Here is a 21,911-nt window from a genome sequence, read left to right as displayed (position 1 = left end):
CCCCGGGCCGGAGGGGAGCGCGGGGTCTGGCGGCGGCTCCTCCCATGGGTGTGCTCCTCGTCCTGAAGGGTAGACTCCCGCCCGTCGCGAGCCGGTCTGCTCGCGGCCAGGCCGTGGGATGGAGCGAGCATGAAGCATTCGTGGTTGGGCAGAGGGTCCCCTTCACCCAGGGGCACCGGGTGGCTGCTGCCGCTGGTCTGCGTGTGGCTGGGCTGCGGTGTGCCCGGAGGCAGGGACGCACGGACACTTCACGAGGACGGCCGTGCCGCCGTGACCCAGGGGCGGCGCCTGGCTCGGCTGGCGTCCGGGCCGGTGTCCACGCCGCGCGGCTATCACGAGTTCCACACGGCGACGTTGCTGCCCTCGGGCAAGGTGCTGGTGGCCGGGGGGGCGGACACGGGCGCCGAGGAGTTCGATCCGGCCACGGGCACCTGGAGCTCGACGGGCCCGATGATCGAAGCCCGCTACAACGCCTCGGCGACGCTGCTGCCCTCGGGCAGGGTGCTGGTGACCGGTGACTTCTTCGACCCCTTCGGCGCCGTCACCGCGGAGGTGTACGACCCGGTCACGCGCACCTGGGGCATGACGAGCGCGCTGAAGGTCGACCGCTTCTTTCACACGACGACGCTGCTGCCCTCGGGCCGGGTGCTGGCGGCGGGCCAGGGTGAAGCCGAGGAGTATGACCCGGCCACCAACTCCTGGCGCCCCACGCAGGCGATGGCCACGGGACGCCTGGAGCACGCGGCGGCGCTGCTGCCCTCGGGCGAGGTGCTCATCACCGGAGGCACCCCGTTGGAGGGCGGCCTGCTGGCCAGCACCGAGCTGTACGACCCGGCCACGGGCACCTGGCGCACGGTGGCCCCCCTGCACCAGGCCCGCCAGAAACACACGGCGACGCTGCTGCCCTCGGGCCAGGTGCTCGTCGTTGGGGGCGAGGGGGAAGCGGGCGGCGGGCTGGCCAGCGCCGAGGTGTACGACCCGGCCACGGACACCTGGAGCGAGACGGGCGCGCTGGCCACGGGCCGCTTCGACCACACGGCGACGCTGCTGCCCTCGGGCCGGGTGCTGGTGGCGGGGGGCTCCCGCGATGGGCCCCTCTCCAGCGTGGAGGTGTACGACCCCGTCACGGGCACCTGGAGCGGGGCGGCTCCGCTCACGACGGGCCACAGCCTGCACACGGCGACGCTGCTGCCCTCGGGCAACGTGCTGATGGTCCAGGGCGGGCGGGCGGAGGTGTACGTGCCTCCCGCCACGAGCACCTGGAATCCCGTGGCCGTGCCGGCCCTGCTCCATCGTGGCCACACGGCGACGCCGCTGCCCTCGGGCCAGGTGCTGGTGGCCGGGGGCGAGGGGACGCAGCGCGCGGAGGTGTATGACCCGGCCACGAACACCTGGCGCGAGACGGGGGTGCTGGCCCACGCCCGCTCCGGCCACACGGCGACGTTGCTGCCCTCGGGCCGGGTGCTGGCCGCTGGAGGTGGGACGGCCAGCGCGGAGCTCTACGACCCGGCCACGGGCACCTGGAGCGAGACGGGGGCGATGAAGACGAGCCGCTCCGGCCACACGGCGACGCTGCTGTCCTCGGGCCAGGTGCTGGTGGTCAGCGGGGCGGACGCCGAGCAGTACGAGCCGGCCACGGGCATCTGGAGCGACACGGGCCCGCTGGCCACGGCCCACTCCGGCCACACGGCGACGCTGCTGCCCTCGGGCGAGGTGCTCGTCGCCGGTGGCGTGAGCGGCGAGGCCCGCGCGGAGCTCTACGACCCGGCCGCGCGCACCTGGCGCACGACGGCGGAGATGAGCCAGGCCCGTGCCCACCACACGGCGACGCTGTTGCCCTCGGGCGAGGTGCTCGTCTCCGGGGGCTCCGGGGTGGATGGCGGCGCGCTGAGCAGCGCGGAGGTGTACGACCCCGCCACGAACAGCTGGCTCGAAACGGGGGCACTGGCCACGGCCCGCTCCGGCCACACGGCGACGCTGCTGTCCTCGGGCACGGTGCTGGCCACCGGCGGGGGCACGGCCAGCGCGGAGGTGTATGACCCGGCCACGGGTCTCTGGAGCGCGACGGGGGCACTGCCCGAGGCCCGCTCCGGCCACACGGCGACGCTGCTGCCCACGGGCCAGGTGCTGATGGTGGGCGGCACGAGCACGCTGGAGTCCTTCCACGCGGCGCTGTACTCGGAGCCGCGGGTGCTCGAGGCGTGGCGCCCGGCCGTGGACGCGTTGACCGTGAAGAAGCCAGGCGCGGCGCTCCGGCTCACCGGGCGTGGCTTCCGGGGCCTGTCCGAGGCCAGCGGCGGCGTCAGCCAAGGCTCCGCGACCAACTCCCCCCTCGTCACCCTGCGGGCGCTGGAGGGCGACACGCTCGTCCACCTTCCGGGGAGCGACTTCTCGGACACGGCCGTCTCCGTCTCCCTGCCCGCTCTACGGGATGGCTACTACCTGCTGTCGGTGATGACGAACGGCATCCCCGGCGGGCGGTTCCTCCAGGTGGACGGCACCGCTCCGGCTCCGCCCCAGGTGTCGGCTCCGGGCCGCGGGGCGTGGCTCAACAACCCCCGGCCCACCGTCTCGGGCACCGCCGAGCCGGGCAGCACGGTGCGGCTGGCGCTGTCCGGAGGTGGGAGGTGGACGCTCACGGCCGACGCGCGAGGCGCCTGGAGCCACACCCCGGACACGGCGCTGGCCGATGGGCCCTACACGGTCTCGCTCACCGCCGTCGACGAGGCCGGGAACGAGAGCCCGGCGTCCGAGGCGCTCGGTTTCACCGTGGATACGCGGCCCCCCGAGGCGCCGGAGGTGCTGGCACCGGGCGACGGCAGCACCTTCTACTCTCCCCGGGTGCCGGACCTCCTGGGCAGGGCCGAGCCGGAGAGCACGGTGCGGCTGGTGCTGGACGCGGGCGAAGCCGTGATGCTGAAGGCCGATGGCACGGGCGTCTGGCAATTCACGCCCCCCCAGTCCCTGGCGCTCGGGCTCCATGCGGTCTCGATCACCGCGACGGACCGGGCGGGCAACACCAGCGCGCCCACCACCTCCTCCTTCACCCTCGCCATGCCCGGCAGCTACTTCGGCTGGAGCTGCGCCACCACTCCCGCCTCCCCGCTGCTCTGGGCCTGGGTGCTGGTGGCCGGCTGGCTCACTCGTGAAGGCGCACGTCGAAGCCGAGCCCCGCCTGGACCGTCAGCGCCAGGCGCTGGTGGGCCTCGTCGGCGATGAAGAAGTAGTCCGCCCCCAGGTCCAGCAGCGCGACGAAGCCCGCGGGCAGCGAGAGCCTGCCGCCCACCACCACGCCCCCGGCATAGCCTCCCGCGCCGGGGTTGAGGGTGGCGCGCAGGGCCACGCAGGGCCGCAGGCTCCCTCCGCCCGGTACCAGCCCCCCCTGGAGTTGGAAGGCCGGCCGTCTGCCGAGCCACGCCCGCGCGCCGCCCTCCAGCGGGCCTGCGTGGATGGAGAGCCCCGCGCCCGGACTCCACACGCGGTTGAGGGGCTCGACGAGCCCGAGGAGCTCGGGCCGCAGGCGCGGCGCGTTGCGCGCCCGCTCCCGTGCCTCGCGCTCGCGCAGGGCCGCCTGCTCCGCCTCGTGCCGCTTCTCCGTCTCCACCCGCTCCCGGATGCTCTCCGCGAGCGCGACCAGCTCGGGCAGGAAGCGGATGGGGTCCACGCGCCTCTCCGGGCTCTCGCGCGCGAGCAGCTCGAGTTGTTGCTGGGCCCGGTCCAGGTACAGGAGCACATGCAGCGAGGCGGCCAGGTAGATGCGCGCCGTTCCCCGCTCCTGGGAGGAAAGCCCCGGGCGGGCCAGCCACTGTTCGCAGGCCTGGATCGCCGCCGGGTACTGGCCCTCCTCGTAGCGCTGGATGCACGGCGGCGTGTCCGCGCGGGCGGCGGGAGCGAGGAGCAACAGCACCACGGCGGCGAGGGCGCTCGGGCTCATGGACGGGGTGAGGCCTGCTCAGTGGGTTCGAGCCGGGTGGTGTACGTCAGGAGCCCGCCCGGGGGAATGACGAGCTTCTCGCGATGGGGCGCGAGGCCCGGATTGCGCAGCTCGAGCTCATGCTCGCCCGCGGGCAGGACGTAGCTGTGCAGGGGAGGCACCCTCCCGAGCATCTCTCCATCCACCCACACATCGGCCCAGGCGCCCTTGACGATGAGCTGCAGTGTTCCCGTCGTGCTCGCGGCCACGGGCGGAGGAGCGGCCTCGGACGGGGCCGGCGGCGCGGCGGCCTGCGTGGCGGAGGCCGGCCCGGGGGGGCCCATGTCGGAGGCCTCGGGCTTCGCGGGCGGGGGCTCCGCCGCGTGCGTGGGAGCCGGGTGGGACGGCCTCTTCGGCGCGGGGGACGCGACTGTCGCGGACGAAGCGGCCGGGGTGGAGCGGGGCTCGGGTGAGGGCGTGACAGCGGGCGGCGGTGAGACCGTTGACGCCGGAGTGGACGGCTGTCCGGCCACACCGGGCACCTCGGGAGAAGCTCCGCGGCCCAGGACCGCGACTCCCCCGAGCGCGAGCACCAGCAGTCCGCCCACCACCGCCCCCTGCCGCCAACGCGGGCCGCGCACCGGGAGCGGCGGGGGCGGCTGTTCCTCCCCGGTGGGGGACCCGGCCGCGGCGAAGGACCGCCGCAGGGTCGGTTCATTCATGAAGGCGAGGGCGGGGGCGACCTTCGTCACGGCGAGGAGGGCGGGAGGCGGGCTCCGGGGCCGCTCCGGCTCCGGGTTCAGCTCCCGGGCCACCTCGCTGGCCGAGGCCGGGCGCTGAGAGGGCTCCTTGGCGAGCAACCGGAGGACGAGCTCCTCGAGCGCGGCAGGCAGCTCCACGTAGGAGGAGAGCCGGGGGGGAGGGCTCTTCAGGTGATGGGCGACGATCTCCATCGAGGAACGGCCCGGGAAGGGCCGCCGCCCGGTGAGCATCTCGAAGGCGATGACGCCCACCGCGTACAGGTCGGTGCGGGGACTCACCGCCTCGCTCAGGGCCTGCTCCGGCGCCATGTAGTGGGGCGTGCCGACGATCATGTCCGAGCGCGTCTGGGGCGCGGTGCCATCGGGCACGGTGCTGCGCTTGGCGAGCCCGAAGTCGAGCACCTTGATGGACTCGGTGCCGTCCGGCTCGCGCACGACGAAGATGTTGCTCGGCTTGAGGTCGCGGTGGATGACGCCCCGGGCATGGGCGGCCGACAGCGCCTCGAGCACCTCGCCGAGCAGCCTCAGCACGTGCACGGGCGCCAGGGGGACGCCCGGCTCGAGCAGCTCGCTGAGCGGCTGGCCTTCGAGGTACTCCATGACGAGGTACTGTCCGAGGCCCGGCTCCTGGCCGAAGCCGAAGACGTCGATGATGCCGCGGTGCTGGATGGCCGCCGCGGCGCGGGCCTCGCTCAGCAGCTCCCGCGCGTGGGGGCCCCGGGTGTGTTCCTCGCGCAGCACCTTGAGGGCCACCCGGCGGCCGAGGGCCACGTGCTCGGCCTCATAGACGATGCCCATGCCCCCGCGGCCGATGCACCGGCGCACCTGGTAGTCGCCGAGCCGCTGGCCCACCAGCGCGTTCTCCTCCTTCGAGGGTTGCTCCGGGTCGCCGCCGGCCGGTGACTCCGTGAGGAGGCCGTGCACGGGACACGCCGCGCTGGGAGACAGCGCATCGCCACAGCTCGGGCAGAAACGAGGGGCAGGCGGACTCATGTGGGGGGAGTGGTTCGCCCCGCCGGTCTACCACATCAGGGAGACAACCCCCGCTACCCCCACGGGGAGTCACACGCACATGGACGCCCCGCGCTCCCGCAGGTCCGGATCCCGTGAGCACGCGCACCGGGTCCCGAGTCTGGCGGTATCGGCCTCACCCCGCGGGTGCGTCCAGCCGGCGCCTCCAGAAGTCCTCTCCGGCCCACCGTTGCTCCAGAGCGTAGTGGGCCTGGCGCGCGGACAGGTAGCGGCTGAATTCCTCCGCCTCCTGCCGTGCGTGGTCCTCCAGCGCTCCGCTGTGGCCCCCCAGTGCGGCACACAGGGCCCGCGCCGCCGCGCGCCCGGTGCGCAGCCCCTTGAGGATTCCGCTCGAGGAGAGCGGATCCCACATCGCCGCGGCGTCCCCCACCGCCACCCAGCCCGCCCCCGCCGCGTGCTCCAGGCGGCTCGTCTCGCAGCGGCGCACGTGCAGCCGGGTCACCGCCTCGAGCCCACCCACCCGCTCGCGCAGGTGCCGGGTGGTGGAGAAGAGCGCGCTCCACCCCGACGGCTGCAAGGCGCCGTGGCGCTGGAGCACATCCACGTCGCTCAGGAACGAGAGGATGAGACGGCCCCCGGGCAGCGGCGCGGCGTACCACCAGCCCTGGGGCGCGGCCTCCACCACCAGGTGCTGCGCCTGGAAACCGGACGGCCTGTCGATGACCGCGGACACGCTGCACAGCGCATCCCAGTCGCGCCGCCGCACGCCCTGCCGCCGCGCCACCTGGGCCGAGCGCCCCGTCGCATCCACCAGGGCCTCGCAGCGCAGCTCCAGCGGGCCCTGGGGCGTGCGGGCCCGCACCCGCCACCCGTGTCCCTCGCGCTCCAGGTGGGTGACGCAGGTGCTCCGCCACAGCGGCACCTGGAGCGACTGGGCCTGGCGGGCCAGCAGCGCGTCCAGGTGCCGGCGCTCCACGTGCCAGCCGCTCCCATAGGGATTGGTGAGGAAGGAGTGGTGGTGGGGCCGCTCCGAGCCCCAGGTGGCTTCCAGGCCATGCGACTCCAGGAAGCCCCCTGTCTCCAACGGCTCGGGTGCCAGCAGCTGCCGCAACTCGGCCCAGGCCACCGGGGAGAGGGTCTCCCCGGGGCGCCAGGGCGCATAGTCCGTGCGCTCCAGGACGCAGGCGGAGACGCCCGCCCTCACCAGGGTGAGGGCCGAGCTCAGGCCCGCCACACCGCCTCCCACCACCACGACTCCGTAGGAGGCGCTCGGGCCCCGTGCCTCGGAGGCCATGGGGTTCATCGTGTCCGCCAGGCTGGAGGTGGGATCGGTGCGCATGAGGGTGGCCAGGCCTAGGCGATCGCCTTGGCGGGGGCATCCGCTGCCGGGGCGGGGCCGCGCTCCTGGGTTTCGAAGCAGGCCTCCCCCTCGTTGATGACGAAGCCGAGCTGCGACCAGTTCTTCTGCATCTGGACGTACATGGCCATCTCCACGGCGGAGGTGCCCTTGGGCGCGCTGGTGGTGAGCTCCGGCTTCTGCTTCGCGTCGGCCTGGGCGACCGCCTCCAGGGCGCGCGTCCAGGGGACCATCTGGAGGTCTCCCTTCTTCGCGTAGACGTCATCCGGACGGTGCGCGGCCCACCACATGTGGTACATGCCATCGCCCGTGAAGGCGTTCTTCGTGAAGGACGTGGGGTCGAAGAGCTGCTTCTTGCACTGGTAGAAGTCCGCCTGCCAGGGCAGCGCCATCTGCTGGGAGAAGAACCCCGGGCCGATGGCGAGCTTCGCCGTGGTGGGGAACGCCGTGCCCGAGTGCTTGATGCGGAAGGGCGCCGCGTACAGCTCGGTCCGGCGCACCATCCAGCTGCAGTCGATGCCAGGGAAGAAGGGGCCGCCCACGGCGTTCTCCAGCGCGGCCCGATCGAGCCCCTCGGCGGTGATGGCCGAATCGATGGCGTGGGCCTTCGTCGCGTCCCAGTCCTCCTCGAAGGCTCCCTCGGCCCAGCGCTTGAGCAGCGCGTACTGCACCCGCGTGAGGGTCATGAAGTAGCCCGGCTTCATCCCCTCGTCGGGCGCCTCGTCCGAGTAGAGGTCGCCAAACCCCTTGGGCATCAGCAGGGGCTCGAGCTCGGTGCTGAAGGGGTTGCGCAGGTAGTTGAAGATCGTCTTCCGCAGACGCTGGCCCTTGTCCGAGGCCACCGTGCCGAGATCCTGCTCCACGCCCGCGAAGGTGGCATGGAAGGACTTGGAGGCCTCGGGGTTGTGGACGTGGCGGTGCCCCAGGGCGCGCTCGAGGATGGGGAACACCTCCAGCCGGAAGGAGGGCTTGTACGTCTGGAAGGAATGGGTCGTCGTGCTCCAATCCGCGCGCTGCTTCTTGAGCCGGGCCAACAGGCCCTGGTCGAAGAGGCCGTCGGAGTCGGGCAGCGGCACCTCGCGGGAGCGCACCGCCAGGTCCCACAGGGTGTCGAACAGGCGCACGACGTTGCCCACCGCGGGGGCGAAATCCGGCGGCCCCACCAGCAGCCAGGCGCCGTCCTTGCCCTCCAGCTTCGCCGTCTGGGTGTTGCCGGCCTCCGTGTAGGTGAGCTCCGCGCTCACGGGCCCGTCCGACATGTCGTCGAACCAGAAATCATTGTTCACGTAGTCGTTGATGAGCCCGCCCTGCGCCGTCTTGTTGGACTGGCCGAGCCCACCCAGCACGAGCAGGCGGCCATTCGCATCCGTGCGCAGTTCGCCCAGGGTGGGGATGGGGATGTGGGCCTTGGTGTTGGTGAGGGGCACGGGCGGCTGGCTCTTGCCCGAGATGGACTTGAGCCCGGGGTCGATGACGAGCTGCCGCGTGCGCTCGGCCGGGTCCTTGACGTGCGCATTGCGCACCCCCGTCCAGGTGCCGTCCGCCCCATCCTGCCCCTCGAACTTGAAGAAGGCGGCCTTGCGGTTGGCCAGGTGGACATTCCACTTGATGCCCGTCACGTCGTTGCTGCCCGCGGTGACCTCCCGCAGGGGGGTCAGCACGCCGTTCTGCATCGTGTATTCGAAGACGCGGAAGCGGGCCGCCTGCCGCTTGACGCGGCCCTGGCTGTCCTTGAAGGGCAGGAACTTCTTCTGGGTGAGGTCGAAGTTGGGCGGCTGGTTGGGATGCTCGGGGCCGATGAAGAACTCGTCCGGGGAGTTGCCCACGCGGGCGACGCCCACAGCGGGATGGATGCGAAAGAAACGGGCCATGATGTGTTCCTTGGAATCAGTGGGTCTGGTCGTACAGCTTCTGGATGAGCTCGAGCAGGCGCTTCTTGTCCTGGGCGCTCAGCTCCCGGTCCACGGGCATCTTGAAGCCCGTGATTTTCGCTTGTGTGGGATTGGGCTCCAGCCGGTCGAGGATGGGGCTGCTTTGATCCGCGACCATGTCCTTGCTGAAGACGTCGTAGCGGACGGCGCCGTGGCAGCGGTAGCAATACCGGTTCAACAGACCGAGCAATTCCTTGTCATCGGCGCTCGACGTCCAGTTCAGGGGAGTGGTGGTGGGCTTGCGGTCCTTCTTGAGAGGATGGCCGGTGTTGAAGTAGGTGACGGCGCGTTGGGTGAGGTCCGGCTCCGGTGCCACCGAGGTCTTGTGGACCTCCAGCCACTTGCTGGTCGCGGCGAGGTGGAAGCCGGTGGGGTTGACGTTCTTCTGCATGGCCGCGACCTCCTGGTTGAGCTGGCGCAGCACGCCGAAGGCGGTGGCGTACTTCGCCGACGTGACATCCTTGCCCGCGTCGAAGAGCGCGGCGGGCGCATCGGTCTTGTTCAGGGCGGGGAAGTCCCCATCCGTGAGGCGGTCCAGCCAATGGTCGGTGTCGAGGTGGTTGAGCACGGCCTTGCCACGCAGCGAGCCGTGGCAGGTGTCACACCCGTTGGGAACGAAGTAGGGGGCGCCGCCCGGGAGCGAGCCGGCATCGAAGAAGGCGTTGAGCTGGTTGGAGAGCTTGGAGCCGTCCTTCGTGGCGCCGAAGTCCAGCCAGTAGATGCTGTTGAGCTCCGCGTTCTGGCAGGCGGTCTGGCCGGCCCCGCAGGGATGGGTGAGCAGGGCCACCTGCGTGTTGACGGAGCCGTTCTTCGCCGACAGGGGCACGTTGGTGCCGCCAAAGGGGCTGTGGACGGGGGGGCTGGTGAAGTGGTTGAAGAGAATCCAGGCGCTGTCCACGAAGTGCTTCTTCGCCTCGGAACCGGGGCGGGCGTTCAGGCGCACCAGCCGGCGCCAGCCGATGTCTCGCTTGTCGGGAGCGGCGCTGAAGTTGACGATCTTGGGCGCGAAGAAGCGGGAGACGAGAATCTCTCCGTTCGCAGCGGGCTTCTGCACCACGACGGTCCACTGGGCCCTTGGCTGGTTCTTGGGGTCGGCGACATTGATCGTGACCGTGTCGGGAACCTTGGAGGTGGGCGAGCAATTGCTGCACCGGGCCAGGTACTTGCCCGTGTCCGCCTTGAAGGCGACCTTCCCGTTGGGCAGGAGCTCCGGGGTGAATTGAGCGTTGAATGGCGGCGTGGCGCCGGTCCCGTGGACGGTCGCGAAGTCCGCGATGGTGGCCTGCGCGATGCAGTTGTTGCACCGGGCCACGTAGTTGCCCGTGTCCGCCTCGAGGGCGATCTTGCCATTGCCCGCGTCCACCACCTCGAAGATGGCGGAGGGCGCGGCGTCCACGCGGGTGACGTGGGCGGTCACGGTGTCCGGCAGGGGGGGAGACACGGGTTGCTGGCAGTCTTTGCAGCGGGCGAAGAACAAGCCCGAGTCCGCCTTGAGCGCGACCTTGCTGCCCACGGGCAGCGCCTGCGCGACGGTCGCCGTCCCCCCCATCAAAGCCTCGGGCGCCGCGAATTCGAGGTCCGCGGGGGTGAGCTCCTTGTACCCGAGGTAGCTCAACAGGTCCTTGAAGGCCGCCTGCGATTCGAGGGTCTCGGGCGTGAGGAAGCCCAGCTTCCCGGAGAGCTCCTTGTAGTACGCGGACGCCTCCGCCGGACTGCCATTGTTGAGGGCGCTGGGCTGGGGCGTGGACGCGACGGGCTGCGCCAGGCCAGTCCGTGCCTGCAATGCCAGCAGTATGCCCAAGGCGAACAGCGAACCTCGGCGGAGAGACGATGGTGGGAGGCCGAACAGTTTCATGTCGTGGTAATCCCTACCCGAGAGGGAATGAGAAGTGATGGCCAGACTGCACGGGCCATGCCCGCTCGGGATGCCGCGGATGGCCCCAGGGACTTCCGCCGACCCACCCCGCTGACACGTCATTCCGCCCCGCTGACACGTCATTCCGCCCCGCTGACACGTCATTGACGTGACACGGACAGGCCGTACTCCTTCGCTGAAAAGGGGACGCTGGGGGGAGGGACTCCGTCCATTGGCCAGGACGGCAAGGGCACGCTGAAGCTCTCCAAGGCGGAGTGGACCCTCGGTGACCCAGGGGAGGTGTCAAAGCATTCGAACTTCGACCTTACCCAGATTTCTGAGGCCCGAGGGCGCGGGCCCGGAGATGAACGAGAAGGGTGAGCGTTCACGGCGAGAGCAGTGCCCAACACCCCAAGTGGGCCACTTGACGCACCTTCTTCAGGTTCCCCACTCCATGGGTTGGGCGAACGCCGCAGGGTGAAGCGCCTGCTGGGTGCGGCATCTGCTACGGTAGACCGGAGAGGTTCTCCGTCCTGGCACTACCACCGCCCCTTCCGCTCCTCGTTCTCCTTCCCCTGGCCCTCGGGATGCCCTCGGCAGCCCTGCCGACTCCAGCTCGCGAGCAGCAGCAGCGGCAGGTTGTTGTCCCCAGCAACCCCAGTGAACCGGCGCCGGAGCTGCGGGTGGCAGCAAACGTCGTCAGCTACTTCCGCTTCAACGCTCTTATCGACAGGGCCTCGGTGGAGATAGAGGGCCGGTCGGTGCGCTTCCAATGGGTGGATGTGGGCGAGCGCCTCATCGCCGTGGAGCCATCCGTCGACTTGGGGGCTGACGAGAAGTTGGTGGTGAGGGTGCGCTACCGGGACGGCGCCTCGCCGGCGGCTGCCACGCTCGTGCTCGTCTCCCACCCCACGCTGGTGGACAAGGAAGTGGAGGTGGTGCGTCAGCCTCGCTCGCGTGAGGCGCTCGAGGCCGCCCTGGCGGAGAAGGAGGCGGAGCTGACGACGCTGAAGGCCCGGTGTGGGGAGAGCGGGCCAGCCGGACTCATTTTCTCGGGCCGCATCGACTGGAAAGGCGTCCAGGCTCGTCGCATCGAGGACATGCCCACGGGCACTCAGGGTGGGCTGAAGGTGGTGGAGGGCATGGGCTACCGCGCCGGCCCCTGGGCCCTGGCTGTCGTCCGCGTGCGCAACCTGCCTGGGCAGAGCCCTTGGGTGGCAGGCACGGCGCGACTCACCCGGGCGGATGGCACCCCCGTGAAGGTGCACTCCGTGGACATGGACAAGGCGCAACTCGGGCCCGGAGAGGAAGGCTTCGTGGCGGTGGAGCCGGAGTCGCCCTACTGGAAGGTGGGCCAGGTGTTCCGCCTGGAGGTGCTCGACAAGAGCGGCGCCCGGCGACTCCCCATCCTCGAAGTGGCGCTTTAGGTGGGCGCGCCCATGACGGAAGCCTTCCACCCGGACCACTTCAAACCCGGCGACATGGTGGGGCCCTGGCGCATCGTCCAGGTGCTGGGCCGGGGAGGCTCCTCCCGCGTCTTCAAGGTGGAGCGGGAGGGGGTTTTCTACTCCCTGAAGATGGGATTGCGCCCGCTCTCCGACGCCCGGGAAGAGCTCTCCGAGGACGAGTACGTAGAGGAGCGGAGCGCGTACCGGCAGATGGCCCGCGAGGCGGCGGCTCTTCTCACCTACTCCTCGCACCCCAACCTGCTGCGCGTGTACGCGGTGGACTTCTGGCCCGACCCCAGTATGGGCTACCCCATCCTCGTCACGGACTTCGTGGACGGGGACGACTGGCACCGCTGGCGCTGGCGCAAGCCTCGTCACACGGCCGAGCTGGTGTACACCTTCAGCAGCGTGGTGCGCACCGTGGGTGTGCTGCACGCGCGCGGCGTGTACCACCGGGATTTGAAGGCGGAGAACATCCTCATCCGCCGGGCGGACGGCAGGCCATTCCTCATCGACTTCGGCACCGTGCGTCTGCCCGGCGCCCTCACGAAGACGATGGGCGTGCCCGAGGGCGTGCTGCACCTGCTGCCCCCCGAGCTCCTGGCCTACACGCGCTCCGGGGCGTTGGGGCGGGGTGAGCCTTTCCAAGGGGGTGTGCGCGCGGACTTGTACGCCCTGGGGGTGCTGCTCTACCAGGGCCTCACGGACCTGCATCCCTTCAACCCGGAGTTGCCGGACAAGGAGTTGGTGGCCGCCATCGCCACCGTCCCCCCTGCCGCGCCTCACCTCCTCAACCCCCTGGCGCCGCGCTCCCTGAGCGACATCGCCATGAAGCTGCTGGAGAAGAAGCCAGAGAACCGCTACCCCAGCACAGATGCGCTGCTCCAGGCATTGGAGAGGGCCTCCGAGCAGGAGAGAGAGACTCCCTCCTGGAAGACGCCGCTCCTCACCGCGGAGAACAGCCCGCCGACGCCAACGCCCTTCGAGGTGGAGCCACAGTCGGCCCCGCTACCAGAGACGCCGCGCGAGGCGCAGGCGGAGACACAGCCGCCCAAGGAGGAATGGGCCCAGGCGGAGGGGCGGCAGGAACCCCCTGCTGTACCTGGCGGCCCGCGCCGCGCAAGGTGGCACCTGGTTCTTCTCGCGTGCTTGACCCTACTCGGCCTTGTCTTGGGGCTGGCGCACTTCACACTCGCGCCCCCACCCGGGGCGGTGTCGTCTCCAGCCCCCTCCGACAAAGGAAGCCCGTCCATGCCCAGCTCCGCTCCCCACCAGGACTCCACCCCGGCCACATCGCGCTCAGGCTTCCTCGCGGCCTGGTTGTGCGCTGTGGCCGGCCTCGGCTGCCCCGCCGCTCAGGTGAAGCCTCCGGAGCCCTCGGACTGCCCCAAGGATGCGGTGGAAACCATGTTCCAGGAACTGAAGCTTCGGGAGGCGAGCGAGCTTCGCGCCGTCGTGGACATCAACCAGCCCGGAGATACGAGCGAGGAGGGGGTTTACCAGGACGGCCCTGTCATCGGACGCCTCACGGTGGGAGACGGCAACCTGCCCGAGGGGACGCTGCTTCATGGCCGCCTCTGGACGGGGCCCGGCATCTACGACCTCGAGACGAATGTGGAGCGCCCGGCCGTCATGGGGCGCTACACCCTGGCCGTGCTGCCCGATGGGCGGAAGTTCCCCGTGTGCATTGTGTTGGGCAACCCGGATGGGCGCGTGCCCAAGCGGGAGAACTCCAAGGAGGGAACTGCCGTGCTCAACCGGGAGGTGCCGGTGAGCGCCGTCTGGAGCTGGCCCTGAGACAACGACCAGCACTTCGCTCGAGTCGTCGGCTACATGCCGACGAACTCACAGTCGTTCATCTGGACGTTCATCATCAACCCGTCCACGCGCCCACGGACGGTGACCTGCGCGCCTTTGGACAGAGAGGCCACTCGCTGCGCATGCACGTTGCTGAAGAAGCACTGCACCCGGCGAGGCTCGTACCGCTGGCCGGTGCCGAGCGTCACGTAGATGGTGTCGGACTTCTCGCGAGGCACACCTCTCCCGACGCTGGACTCGTGCGCCGGAGGTGCCTACGTTTCCTGTGTCCCTAGCCGGACAGGACGTGGCCCAACAGCCTCGTTCCAGCAATGAAGGGTGGCAGGGCTGTTGGCGCAGCTCCGCCTCCCGGAATGGGGGCCGGACCTTGGCGGGTTCGGCCCTTTTTCTTTCCTGTCTCCTTCGGCTGTACCTCCTTCTTGTGGCGTGGTGTCGGGCCCCCGGCCCAGGCTTGCCGTGCGGCAAACGTCCGGCAGCAACTCGCGACTCAGCGCACCCCGTCACCCCACTCGCCCGGTAGTGCTGCTGCAGCAGTCCCCAAGAATGGGATGTGCGCGCGCAACGTCAATGGCGGGTAGTGATCATTCCCCGGGGCGGGACCAGTCTTGGACATCATCCGGGGTATCGCGGGCTCAACCAGGACGCTGGGCTCGCGATGGCGGTGCTCATCTGATGACCGGAACGGGGACACCACGCTCAACGGAGAGCGGCGCCTCCAACCGATGCGGATGCGCTGTCCGGAGGATGCTGGTTGTCTTGAGGGGATGGTGCAGCACCGCATGGCAGCGGGCGCACCCGGCCCGCGCAGCACCACGCGGGGCACGGCGGCAGTGCAGCACGAAGGACGCAGAACGAGAGGCAGTTGGCTCACCACGTAGGTGAACCTACAAAGTCACGCCCCATCGAGCAAATGCAATAGGTTGCAATATGTCTTTGACATAGGTCGCAACATGCTCCGGAGTGCGGACCTTTTTCACTCGAAGAAAGCCCGTCCCAAGAGGCCCATCAAGAAAATGGGTAAGGTCGAAATTCGAACGGCGTCCGGAGGTGAACCTACCCGTGCAGGCGGGAGAGGGCTGATTCCAACTCCGCCACGGTCAGCAGCTTGCCCAGGACGCGCTCCGGCATCGAGCCGGCGAAGTCGCGGCACCGGGGGGTGAAGGCCCCCCCCGAGCAGAACAGGAACCGCTTCTCCAGGCCGGGGAAGCGGGTCCGCACCTGCTCGTACACCGCCGGGCCGTCCAGGTCCGGCATCATCAAGTCACACAGGATGACGTCCCAGTCGGGTTGCCGCTCGATGCAGGCCAGGCCCTCGCGCCCGCCGAGCGCCGTGGTCACCGCGAAGTGCTTGCCCAGGGTGCGTTTGTAGGAGGACAGCAGCATGGGCTCGTCGTCGATGAGCAGCAGCCGGAGCCGGCGCGACGGCGGTGGGGCGGTCACCTGCTGGGGGCGGCTCATGGGCGCCAGGCCGGTGTGCCGCGGCAGCATGACGCGGAAACACGTGCCCCGACCCTGCTCGGTGGTGAAGGTGATTTCCCCTCCATGCTTGGAGACGATCTCCGCCGAAATGGACAGGCCCAGCCCGGAGCCATGGTCGCGTGGCTTGGTGGTGAAGAAGGGCTCGAAGAGCCTGCTCTGGACCTCGGGCGGAATCCCCGCCCCCGTGTCCCGGACCCTGATGACCAACCCGTCCCCCTCCACGTCCGTGGTGACCTCGATCTCGTTTTGCTCCGAGGCCTCTTCGGGGAGTGCCTGCACCGCGTTGGCGAGCAGGTTCGTCACCACCTGCACCAGCTTGCCGCGGTCCCCCTGGAGCCGGGGCAGCTCGCCCAGACGCTGGAGGAGCCGGGCCCGGTAGTCGATCTGCTTGCGCATCAGCTTGCAGGCCTCGAGGACGACGTCGTTGAGGTCCACCTCCTCGGCCCCGTCGTTGCCAGGGTGGGCGAAGCCCTTGAGCTGCCGCACGATGCCCACGATTCGCTTCATCCCAGCGGTGTTCTCGCTGACGATGTCGCGCACCTCGGCCAGGAGCGCCTCGGGCCGGACGGTGTCGAGAATGTCCCTCACGGCGGCCCCCTCGACACCCGCCGCGCCCGCCGAGACGGCCCGGAGCCGGTCAAAGACGTCCGTGAGCGTCGCCGTGTGCTCGCCGAGGACGCCCAGGTTGCTCATGATGAAGGCGGCCGGGTTGTTGATTTCATGGGCCACGCCCGCCGCCAGCTGCCCGATGGCGGCGAGGCGCTCGGCGCGGATGAGGCTCCGCTGCAGCTCCGCCTCGCGCGCCTGTTGCAGGGCCATCTCCTCAGCCAGCATGTTCAGCCCCGCCGCGATGCCATCGACCACGCTGCCATCGCCCGCCAGCGGCACCCGCTTGGAGAAGTCCTTGGAGGCAATGCCAACGATGACCTCCATGAGGGCCTCGAGCAGTTGGGCCTCGCTGCCAGGCGGTGCCTTGGGCGTCTCGCTCATGAGGCGAGGAAGCCTCTCAACCACGCCTGTGCTTCCTCCTCCGACGTGAACAGGCGGGTGGGGACGCCCGGCTTGTTGAGCCCCAGGTAGAAGTTGCCCAGCACCCGGCTGACCGGCGACCCGATGAGGAGCCCCACGGCCTGGGAGACCTGAATCCCCTCCCGTCCCGCCAGATAGGCGCGGGCCTCCGCCGTCTGGGACTTCACCCCCCGGAGGTCGACCAGCAGGGGCCGCCGCTGGCCCGCGTTCTTCTGGAGGCACAAGGCGACGTTGGCCCGCGCGTCGTCGAGGGTCACCTCCGCGCCCGCCCGGAACCGCGCGATGATGATGTCGGCGAAGGTGAAGACGACGGTGCGGGTCTCGTTCTCCGGATTCTGCATGGCCTTGCCCGTCTCTACAGGTGAGACAGCCCGAGCATAGCCGAGATGTCGGGGGCCTGCCGCTCGGGGGGGGACCCAGGACGCCCTCTCTCCAACGAAGGCCCAGGCTCCCCATGAGACGGCTCCTGGATTGGCGCGCACCCGGTGGGCCGGGCTGCTCGAGCTGGTCAGCTTGCCCGAGACGAGAAGGTGCCCTGGCTCTCCATGACGCTCACCTTCCATGGCGGGCTCGAGCAGGTGCGCTACAAGGAGTTGGTGGCTCGCTGGTACCGCTCCGCCGGCAAACCCCTGCTCAAAATCGTCATCATTGAAAGTCATTGTCGTCAACAACCGCGACACCTCACGACCGGGTCTGCCCATTCGCCCCGGGTCTCCGCGCGGAGCGTCTTGACCCTCGCCGTCAGGCACGTCGAGCAGCAAGCGAGCGGCGCTGCCGGGGGGGGCCCCCGAGTACAGGTTTCACCCTCGGTTCATAGCTTGTGCGCCATGGGAAAACCTCCGCGCCAGCTGCTCTGGGTCGTGTTGCTGTTCTCCTCCGCCGTCATGGCGGCGCAGCCCAGGCCTTCCGTCTGGGGCGAGAGCGCGATGACGAAGATAAGGCCTGACGCCCAGCCGGGCTCCCAGGCCGCGTTGCAACTGGTCGCGGCGCGCAACGAGTTCGTCTCCTTCCAGGTGGGGCTCCACGGAGGAAGAGCGGGGCTGACGGGGGTGAGCGCGAGCCTGACCGCACTGGAGGGGCCGAGCCGTATCGAAGGGCGCGGCATCACGCTCTATCAGGAGGTATTCCTCGATATCACCCAGCGCTCCACGCTGGACTCGACGCCCGGACGCTGGCCGGACGGGCTGGTGCCGGACACGGACGAGACGGTGGGGGAGAAGCGTCGAGCCTTTCCCTTCAACGTCCCCGCCGGTGAGGCCCGCGGAATCTGGGTGGACGTCCTGGTTCCGATGAACGCACCGCCGGGCCCTTACAAGGGCACCGTCGTGGTGAGGGCGGATGACGGGTACGAGGCGAAAGTCCAGGTTCACCTCACCGTGGTCGATGCGACCCTGCCGAGCACGGCCTCGCTGAGGACGGCCTTCCTGCTGTGGCCCCCGCATGTCTGCCGCGCCTTCACCGGGACGCCGGACTGTGGCCCGGACACCCTGGTGCCGCTGCTTCAGATGTTCCACCGGATGGCGCTCGAGCACCGCATCTCCCTGGCCAGCGCCTTTCCCCGGCTGCCGGGCCAGGCGACGTGGGACCTGCCGGATTGGGAGACCTTCGAGGCGCGCTGGGGCCCATTCCTCGACGGCACCGCGTCCTCGCGGCTGCCGGGGGCGCGGATGACGAGCTGGCAGTACCTGGGACCGGCCACGGCCGAGGGCCTCACGGACTTCCAGGAGGAGGCCCGGAGCCGCGACTGGCTCTCGCGTGCCTTCGACTACGTCGGTGACGAGCCGCCCTACGGCATTTCCTTCGAGGCCCTGGCGCAGCGCGGCGCCTTGTCGAGGCAGGCGGTGCCCGAGGTGAGCACGCTCCTCACCTCCACGGTGACGGATTTGGAGAAGCACGACCTGGTCGGGCTCATCGACACCCTCGTCGTGCTGGTCAACTACATGGAGGGGACCCAGCCGCCCTACGTGGGCAATCAGGTGGAGCGCTACCAGGACTTCGTGTCCCTGCCGCACCGGGAGCTCTGGCTGTATCAGAGCTGCATGTCCCAGGGCTGCGTTGCCCAAGAGCCCGCTCTCGAGAACCAGCCGGGGCAGGGATGGCCCTCGTACATGATCGACCGGCCGGCCACGAAGGCGCGCGCCCTGGAGTGGGTGTCCTTCCTGGAGGGCGCCACGGGCGAGCTCTACTATCAGACGGTGGGGATGCTCTCCACGGCCTGGACGAACCAGTTCCGCTTCAACGGCAACGGAGATGGGACGCTCTTCTATCCGGGGACTCCTTCGACCATTGGAGGGACCACGGCCGTCCCCCTGCCGTCCATCCGGCTCAAGCTCATCCGCCTCGGCATCCAGGACTACGAGTGGCTCGAGGCCGTGAGCGATGCGGGGGACCCGGGGTTCGCGCGCGGCGTGGCACGCAGGCTCATCCCCTCGGCCTGGCGCGTGCCCGATGACGGGGCCGCCTTCGAGCAGGCGCGGCTGTGCCTCATCCGAAGGTACCTCGAGCTCACGGGAGCCAGGGACATGGACCCCGGGCTCCCCACCCAGTGCCTGGACCCCGCCGATTCCTCCTCCCCGCCGCACGGGTAACGCCAGGCGATGGCCTCGCCCCCGAGCGCGCCGCCAGCGCCGCGCTCGTGCACGCGTACAGCTCCGCCCCCGCCGAGGGCCGCACGGCCAGCTCCGGCGAGGGCCACCATGGCTCATCCTCATGTCGTCAACCCGCGGGACCTTCCCTGGACCGATGTTGGCCACGGCTCCCGCGTCGCCATCCGCCGCAAGTGGGTTGCTGGGACGGCGAGGAAGGTCGAGGCGAGGCGGTATAGAGTGCCCGTCCACCTTCCGATGACGAGCGGGGACGGGGACTCCACATGCGCGAGGGACTGCTGGCCGATGTCTCCACGGCCGTTGGACGGGAACGTGGTGAAGGTGCCCGGGCGCCTCGGCCCGTTGCGGCCCTGACGGTCATCTCCCATCCCATGCCTCAACGGGTGGGGGAGCGGTTCCCGCTCGACGCACTGGACTCGGGCAAGCAGGTGCCCCTCTCTCGCAACGCGCCGGACTTCCTGCGGCCCGGAGCGGTCATGGGCCTGCCTCTGGCCGATCCCTTCCTGAGCCGCAGGCCGATCCTCTTCGCTCCCGGGGAAGAGGGCCGGGTCCGGCTGTTCGTGGACGAGGGGGGAACGAAGGTGGTCGCGGGCGAGCCCCTCCTTGGAGGCCGGGAGTTCTCTCCCGAGGAGCTGGCCTCCGGAGTCCCGCTCGAGCTGGCCGGACGCGTGGTGGTGCTGCTCCACCTGGTGGACCCCCGCCAGGAGGGGACTCCCGACTCCCTGGGCATGGTGGGAGAGAGCGTGGGCACCCAGCGCGTGCGTCAGGACATCGCGCAGGTCGCCGACCTGGACGTGCCGGTGCTCATCCGGGGCGAGACCGGGACGGGCAAGGAGCTGGTGGCCCAGGCCATCCACGCGCGGAGCAAGCGCCGGAGCGAGCGCTTCGTCAGCGTGAACCTGGGCGCCATTCCCAGGGAGCTGGCCGCCGCCGAGCTCTTCGGCGCGCGCAAGGGCTCCTACACGGGTGCGACCCGGGAGCGCGAGGGCTTCTTCCGCGCCGCCCAGGGCGGTACCTTGTTCCTCGACGAGGTGGGCGAGGCCTCTCCCGAGGTCCAGGTGATGCTGCTGCGCGTGCTGGAGACGGGCGAGATGTACCCCGTGGGAGACAGCTCGCCCGTGTCCACGGATGTCCGACTCATCGCCGCGACGGATGCCAACCTGGAGGAACAGATTCGCCAGGGGCGCTTCAAGGCGCCGCTGATGCACCGCCTGGCGGGTTACGGCATCCGGGTGCCGCCCCTGCGCGAGCGCCGCGAGGACCTGGGTCTCCTCCTCTTCCACTTCGCCCGCGAGGAGCTCGAGGTGCTCGGGGAGTCCTCTCGCCTGATGCCCACGGACCCCTATACCGAGCCGTGGCTCCCGGCGTCACTGGTGGCCCGGCTGGTCCGCTACTCCTGGCCCGGCAACATCCGCCAGCTGCGCAACCTGACGCGGCAACTGGTGATCGCCAGCCGGGGTCAGCGGTCGCCCCGCTTGGACCACCTGCTCGAGCAGGAATTGCAGGGGACCTCGGCCCCGGCGCTCGGGCGTCCGTGCTCCGCGCCGGAGCCGCCAGCGCCGAAGGCCGCGCCCCGCCGCAAGCCCTCCGAGGTCTCCGAGCGGGAACTGCTCGCCGCGCTGCGGGAGCACTCGTGGGACTTCCAGGCGGCGGCGGAGCAGCTCGGCATCCCCCGGCCCTCCATCTACGATCTCATCGACAAGAGCCCGAACATCCGCACCGCGGGAGAGCTGAGCGCCGAGGAGATCACCCGCTGCCACCACGAGTGCCGGGGCGACCTGGAGGCCATGGTGCGGCGCCTGGAGGTCTCCAAGCGGGCGCTGCGCCGCCGCATCAAGGAGCTGGGGCTTGAATCCAAGGGGCCCTGAGTTTCACCGCGCTCGGATGGCATACCCATTGCTACAGGATGCGGGGCCGTTTCACTCCAAGAGGAGCCTCAGAGATGTCTCAGACATATAAGGTATACATTGATAGGCACGAGTTTGATTTCCCCAGCAACCCGTTCAACGTCAATCCCAATGACAAGATCAACTTCTATCTCGCGCCGGGTCGGACACAACCAGCGACCGTGTCTGTCCAAGACCAGAACGGGGACACGAAGGATCTGTTTGGTACTATTTCATTCGTGGTGAGCTCTTCCACCACCATCATGTCGCAAACCGTCCAGAGTTCTGCCTCCAAGAAGAGCTACACCCTCAAGGCGCTCAAACAGCCGGACCACCCGCGGGATCCGCAGGATCCGATGACCGGGACGATCAACGTGCCTACCTGACGGCGGGCCTCTTCCATTCGTGCTCGAGCTGGGGATTGCTGGCCAGCGCCCGCGAGAGGTCCTCCCCCGCCTGTTCCCGCCACCCTCGCCGCTGCTCCTCGGGAGCCGCGGTCTCGGCCAACCGGAGCAGAACGCTCGCTCTCAGGAGCCGCGCGTCCGGCCACTCCGGGCGCGCGGCCAGCAACTCGTTGGCCATATCGAGCGCACGCATCAGGAGCGGGTCGGGAGCCTGGCCCGTCTTCTGGTGCCAGGCGGCCCATTCGCGGCGGAACTGGCCAAAGGCAAGGCGATAGTCCTGACGCTGGGGGGCCAGGACGAGGGCCTTCTGGTAGGCCTGGGCCGCCTCCTCGAAATCCTCCATCCGGGCCTGTCCCCGCGCGGCCAGCCAGCGGGCCTGGAGTCCACGAACCTCTCCCAGGTACTGCAGGGCCTGGGCATGGTTGGGATTGAGCTCGAGCGCCTGGCGCAGT

14 protein-coding genes and 1 pseudogene are annotated in these 21,911 nt (G+C 70.0%); 6 read left to right on the top strand and 9 right to left on the bottom strand.

What is annotated here, in order from left to right; genetic code table 11:
- Positions 1-270: 270 nt before the first annotated feature.
- On the top strand, positions 271-3,219 hold the full coding sequence (locus ACJ8AN_RS39680) for a kelch repeat-containing protein (protein ID WP_407760834.1): 2,949 nt from the start codon (positions 271-273) through the stop codon (positions 3,217-3,219).
- On the opposite strand, the gene ACJ8AN_RS39675 is transcribed toward ACJ8AN_RS39680, so the two are convergent.
- The 5 genes from ACJ8AN_RS39675 to ACJ8AN_RS39655 form a co-directional block, all read right to left on the bottom strand.
- Complete coding sequence (locus tag ACJ8AN_RS39675; RefSeq protein ID WP_407760833.1) at positions 3,140-3,934, bottom strand: hypothetical protein; 795 nt, start codon at positions 3,932-3,934, stop codon at positions 3,140-3,142. The genes ACJ8AN_RS39680 and ACJ8AN_RS39675 overlap by 80 nt on opposite strands.
- Positions 3,931-5,598, bottom strand: coding sequence for a protein kinase domain-containing protein (locus tag ACJ8AN_RS39670; RefSeq protein WP_407760832.1), 1,668 nt, complete (start codon positions 5,596-5,598; stop codon positions 3,931-3,933). The genes ACJ8AN_RS39675 and ACJ8AN_RS39670 overlap by 4 nt, the downstream gene beginning before the upstream one ends.
- 223 nt (positions 5,599-5,821) lie before the next feature.
- Positions 5,822-6,985 carry an NAD(P)/FAD-dependent oxidoreductase gene (locus ACJ8AN_RS39665; RefSeq protein ID WP_407760831.1) on the bottom strand — a complete coding sequence of 388 codons (1,164 nt, stop codon included), beginning with the start codon at positions 6,983-6,985 and terminating at the stop codon, positions 5,822-5,824.
- A 14-nt stretch (positions 6,986-6,999) separates the two neighbouring features.
- Positions 7,000-8,874 (bottom strand): LodA/GoxA family CTQ-dependent oxidase, encoded by a 1,875-nt coding sequence (locus tag ACJ8AN_RS39660; RefSeq protein ID WP_407760830.1) that lies wholly within the window; start codon positions 8,872-8,874, stop codon positions 7,000-7,002.
- Between the two features lie 16 nt (positions 8,875-8,890).
- The gene (locus ACJ8AN_RS39655) at positions 8,891-10,717 is read right to left on the bottom strand and encodes a fascin domain-containing protein (protein WP_407760829.1); all 1,827 of its coding nucleotides are present in this window, start codon (positions 10,715-10,717) and stop codon (positions 8,891-8,893) included.
- 659 nt (positions 10,718-11,376) lie between these two features.
- On the opposite strand from ACJ8AN_RS39655, the gene ACJ8AN_RS39650 reads away from it, so the two are divergent.
- Both ACJ8AN_RS39650 and ACJ8AN_RS39645 read left to right on the top strand, forming a co-directional pair.
- Positions 11,377-12,216 carry a DUF2381 family protein gene (locus ACJ8AN_RS39650; protein ID WP_407760828.1) on the top strand — a complete coding sequence of 280 codons (840 nt, stop codon included), beginning with the start codon at positions 11,377-11,379 and terminating at the stop codon, positions 12,214-12,216.
- Between the two features lie 12 nt (positions 12,217-12,228).
- Entirely contained in the window at positions 12,229-14,034 is a 1,806-nt protein-coding gene (locus tag ACJ8AN_RS39645; protein ID WP_407760827.1) for a serine/threonine protein kinase, read from the top strand.
- 32 nt (positions 14,035-14,066) lie between these two features.
- Here the strand turns inward: ACJ8AN_RS39645 and ACJ8AN_RS39640 are convergent, their stop codons facing one another.
- The 3 genes from ACJ8AN_RS39640 to ACJ8AN_RS39630 all read right to left on the bottom strand — a co-directional run bounded on the left by ACJ8AN_RS39640 (position 14,067) and on the right by ACJ8AN_RS39630 (position 16,904).
- Positions 14,067-14,273: an OB-fold protein gene (locus tag ACJ8AN_RS39640; RefSeq protein ID WP_407760826.1), complete on the bottom strand. Its 207-nt coding sequence runs from the start codon at positions 14,271-14,273 to the stop codon at positions 14,067-14,069.
- Between the two features lie 835 nt (positions 14,274-15,108).
- Positions 15,109-16,524: an ATP-binding protein gene (locus ACJ8AN_RS39635; protein WP_407760825.1), complete on the bottom strand. Its 1,416-nt coding sequence runs from the start codon at positions 16,522-16,524 to the stop codon at positions 15,109-15,111.
- Positions 16,521-16,904, bottom strand: a complete 384-nt coding sequence (locus ACJ8AN_RS39630) for a hypothetical protein (protein WP_407760824.1) — start codon at positions 16,902-16,904, stop codon at positions 16,521-16,523. The genes ACJ8AN_RS39635 and ACJ8AN_RS39630 overlap by 4 nt, the downstream gene beginning before the upstream one ends.
- A 486-nt stretch (positions 16,905-17,390) precedes the next feature.
- Here ACJ8AN_RS39630 and ACJ8AN_RS39625 point away from each other — a divergent pair, with 486 nt between their 5' ends.
- The 3 genes from ACJ8AN_RS39625 (at position 17,391) to ACJ8AN_RS39615 (ending at position 21,441) form a co-directional block, all read left to right on the top strand.
- On the top strand, positions 17,391-19,151 hold the full coding sequence (locus ACJ8AN_RS39625; RefSeq protein WP_407760823.1) for a glycoside hydrolase domain-containing protein: 1,761 nt from the start codon (positions 17,391-17,393) through the stop codon (positions 19,149-19,151).
- A 281-nt stretch (positions 19,152-19,432) separates the two neighbouring features.
- Positions 19,433-21,037 carry a sigma 54-interacting transcriptional regulator gene (locus ACJ8AN_RS39620; RefSeq protein ID WP_407760822.1) on the top strand — a complete coding sequence of 535 codons (1,605 nt, stop codon included), beginning with the start codon at positions 19,433-19,435 and terminating at the stop codon, positions 21,035-21,037.
- 74 nt (positions 21,038-21,111) lie between these two features.
- Positions 21,112-21,441 (top strand): hypothetical protein, encoded by a 330-nt coding sequence (locus ACJ8AN_RS39615; protein WP_407760821.1) that lies wholly within the window; start codon positions 21,112-21,114, stop codon positions 21,439-21,441.
- Here ACJ8AN_RS39615 and ACJ8AN_RS39610 read toward each other — a convergent pair.
- Positions 21,434-21,911, bottom strand: a pseudogene (locus ACJ8AN_RS39610) (serine/threonine protein kinase); the annotation flags it as partial. The gene ACJ8AN_RS39615 and the pseudogene ACJ8AN_RS39610 sit on opposite strands and share 8 nt — an antisense overlap.

The sequence above is a fragment of the Archangium sp. genome, from assembly GCF_045802675.1.
Lineage (GTDB): Bacteria > Myxococcota > Myxococcia > Myxococcales > Myxococcaceae > Archangium.
The sequence above is the reverse complement of the archived record's forward strand: the minus strand, read 5'-3'. Positions and strand labels throughout refer to the sequence as shown.

What these genes read in the sequence shown, in the direction of transcription:
- ACJ8AN_RS39635 (WP_407760825.1), bottom strand. Translation starts at nt 16,524, where the DNA reads ATGAGCGAGACGCCCAAGGCACCGCCTGGCAGCGAGGCCCAACTGCTC.
- ACJ8AN_RS39650 (WP_407760828.1), top strand. Translation starts at nt 11,377, where the DNA reads ATGCCCTCGGCAGCCCTGCCGACTCCAGCTCGCGAGCAGCAGCAGCGG.
- ACJ8AN_RS39625 (WP_407760823.1), top strand. Translation starts at nt 17,391, where the DNA reads ATGGGAAAACCTCCGCGCCAGCTGCTCTGGGTCGTGTTGCTGTTCTCC.
- ACJ8AN_RS39665 (WP_407760831.1), bottom strand. Translation starts at nt 6,985, where the DNA reads ATGCGCACCGATCCCACCTCCAGCCTGGCGGACACGATGAACCCCATG.
- ACJ8AN_RS39675 (WP_407760833.1), bottom strand. Translation starts at nt 3,934, where the DNA reads ATGAGCCCGAGCGCCCTCGCCGCCGTGGTGCTGTTGCTCCTCGCTCCC.
- ACJ8AN_RS39660 (WP_407760830.1), bottom strand. Translation starts at nt 8,874, where the DNA reads ATGGCCCGTTTCTTTCGCATCCATCCCGCTGTGGGCGTCGCCCGCGTG.
- ACJ8AN_RS39645 (WP_407760827.1), top strand. Translation starts at nt 12,229, where the DNA reads ATGACGGAAGCCTTCCACCCGGACCACTTCAAACCCGGCGACATGGTG.
- ACJ8AN_RS39615 (WP_407760821.1), top strand. Translation starts at nt 21,112, where the DNA reads ATGTCTCAGACATATAAGGTATACATTGATAGGCACGAGTTTGATTTC.
- ACJ8AN_RS39630 (WP_407760824.1), bottom strand. Translation starts at nt 16,904, where the DNA reads ATGCAGAATCCGGAGAACGAGACCCGCACCGTCGTCTTCACCTTCGCC.
- ACJ8AN_RS39620 (WP_407760822.1), top strand. Translation starts at nt 19,433, where the DNA reads ATGCGCGAGGGACTGCTGGCCGATGTCTCCACGGCCGTTGGACGGGAA.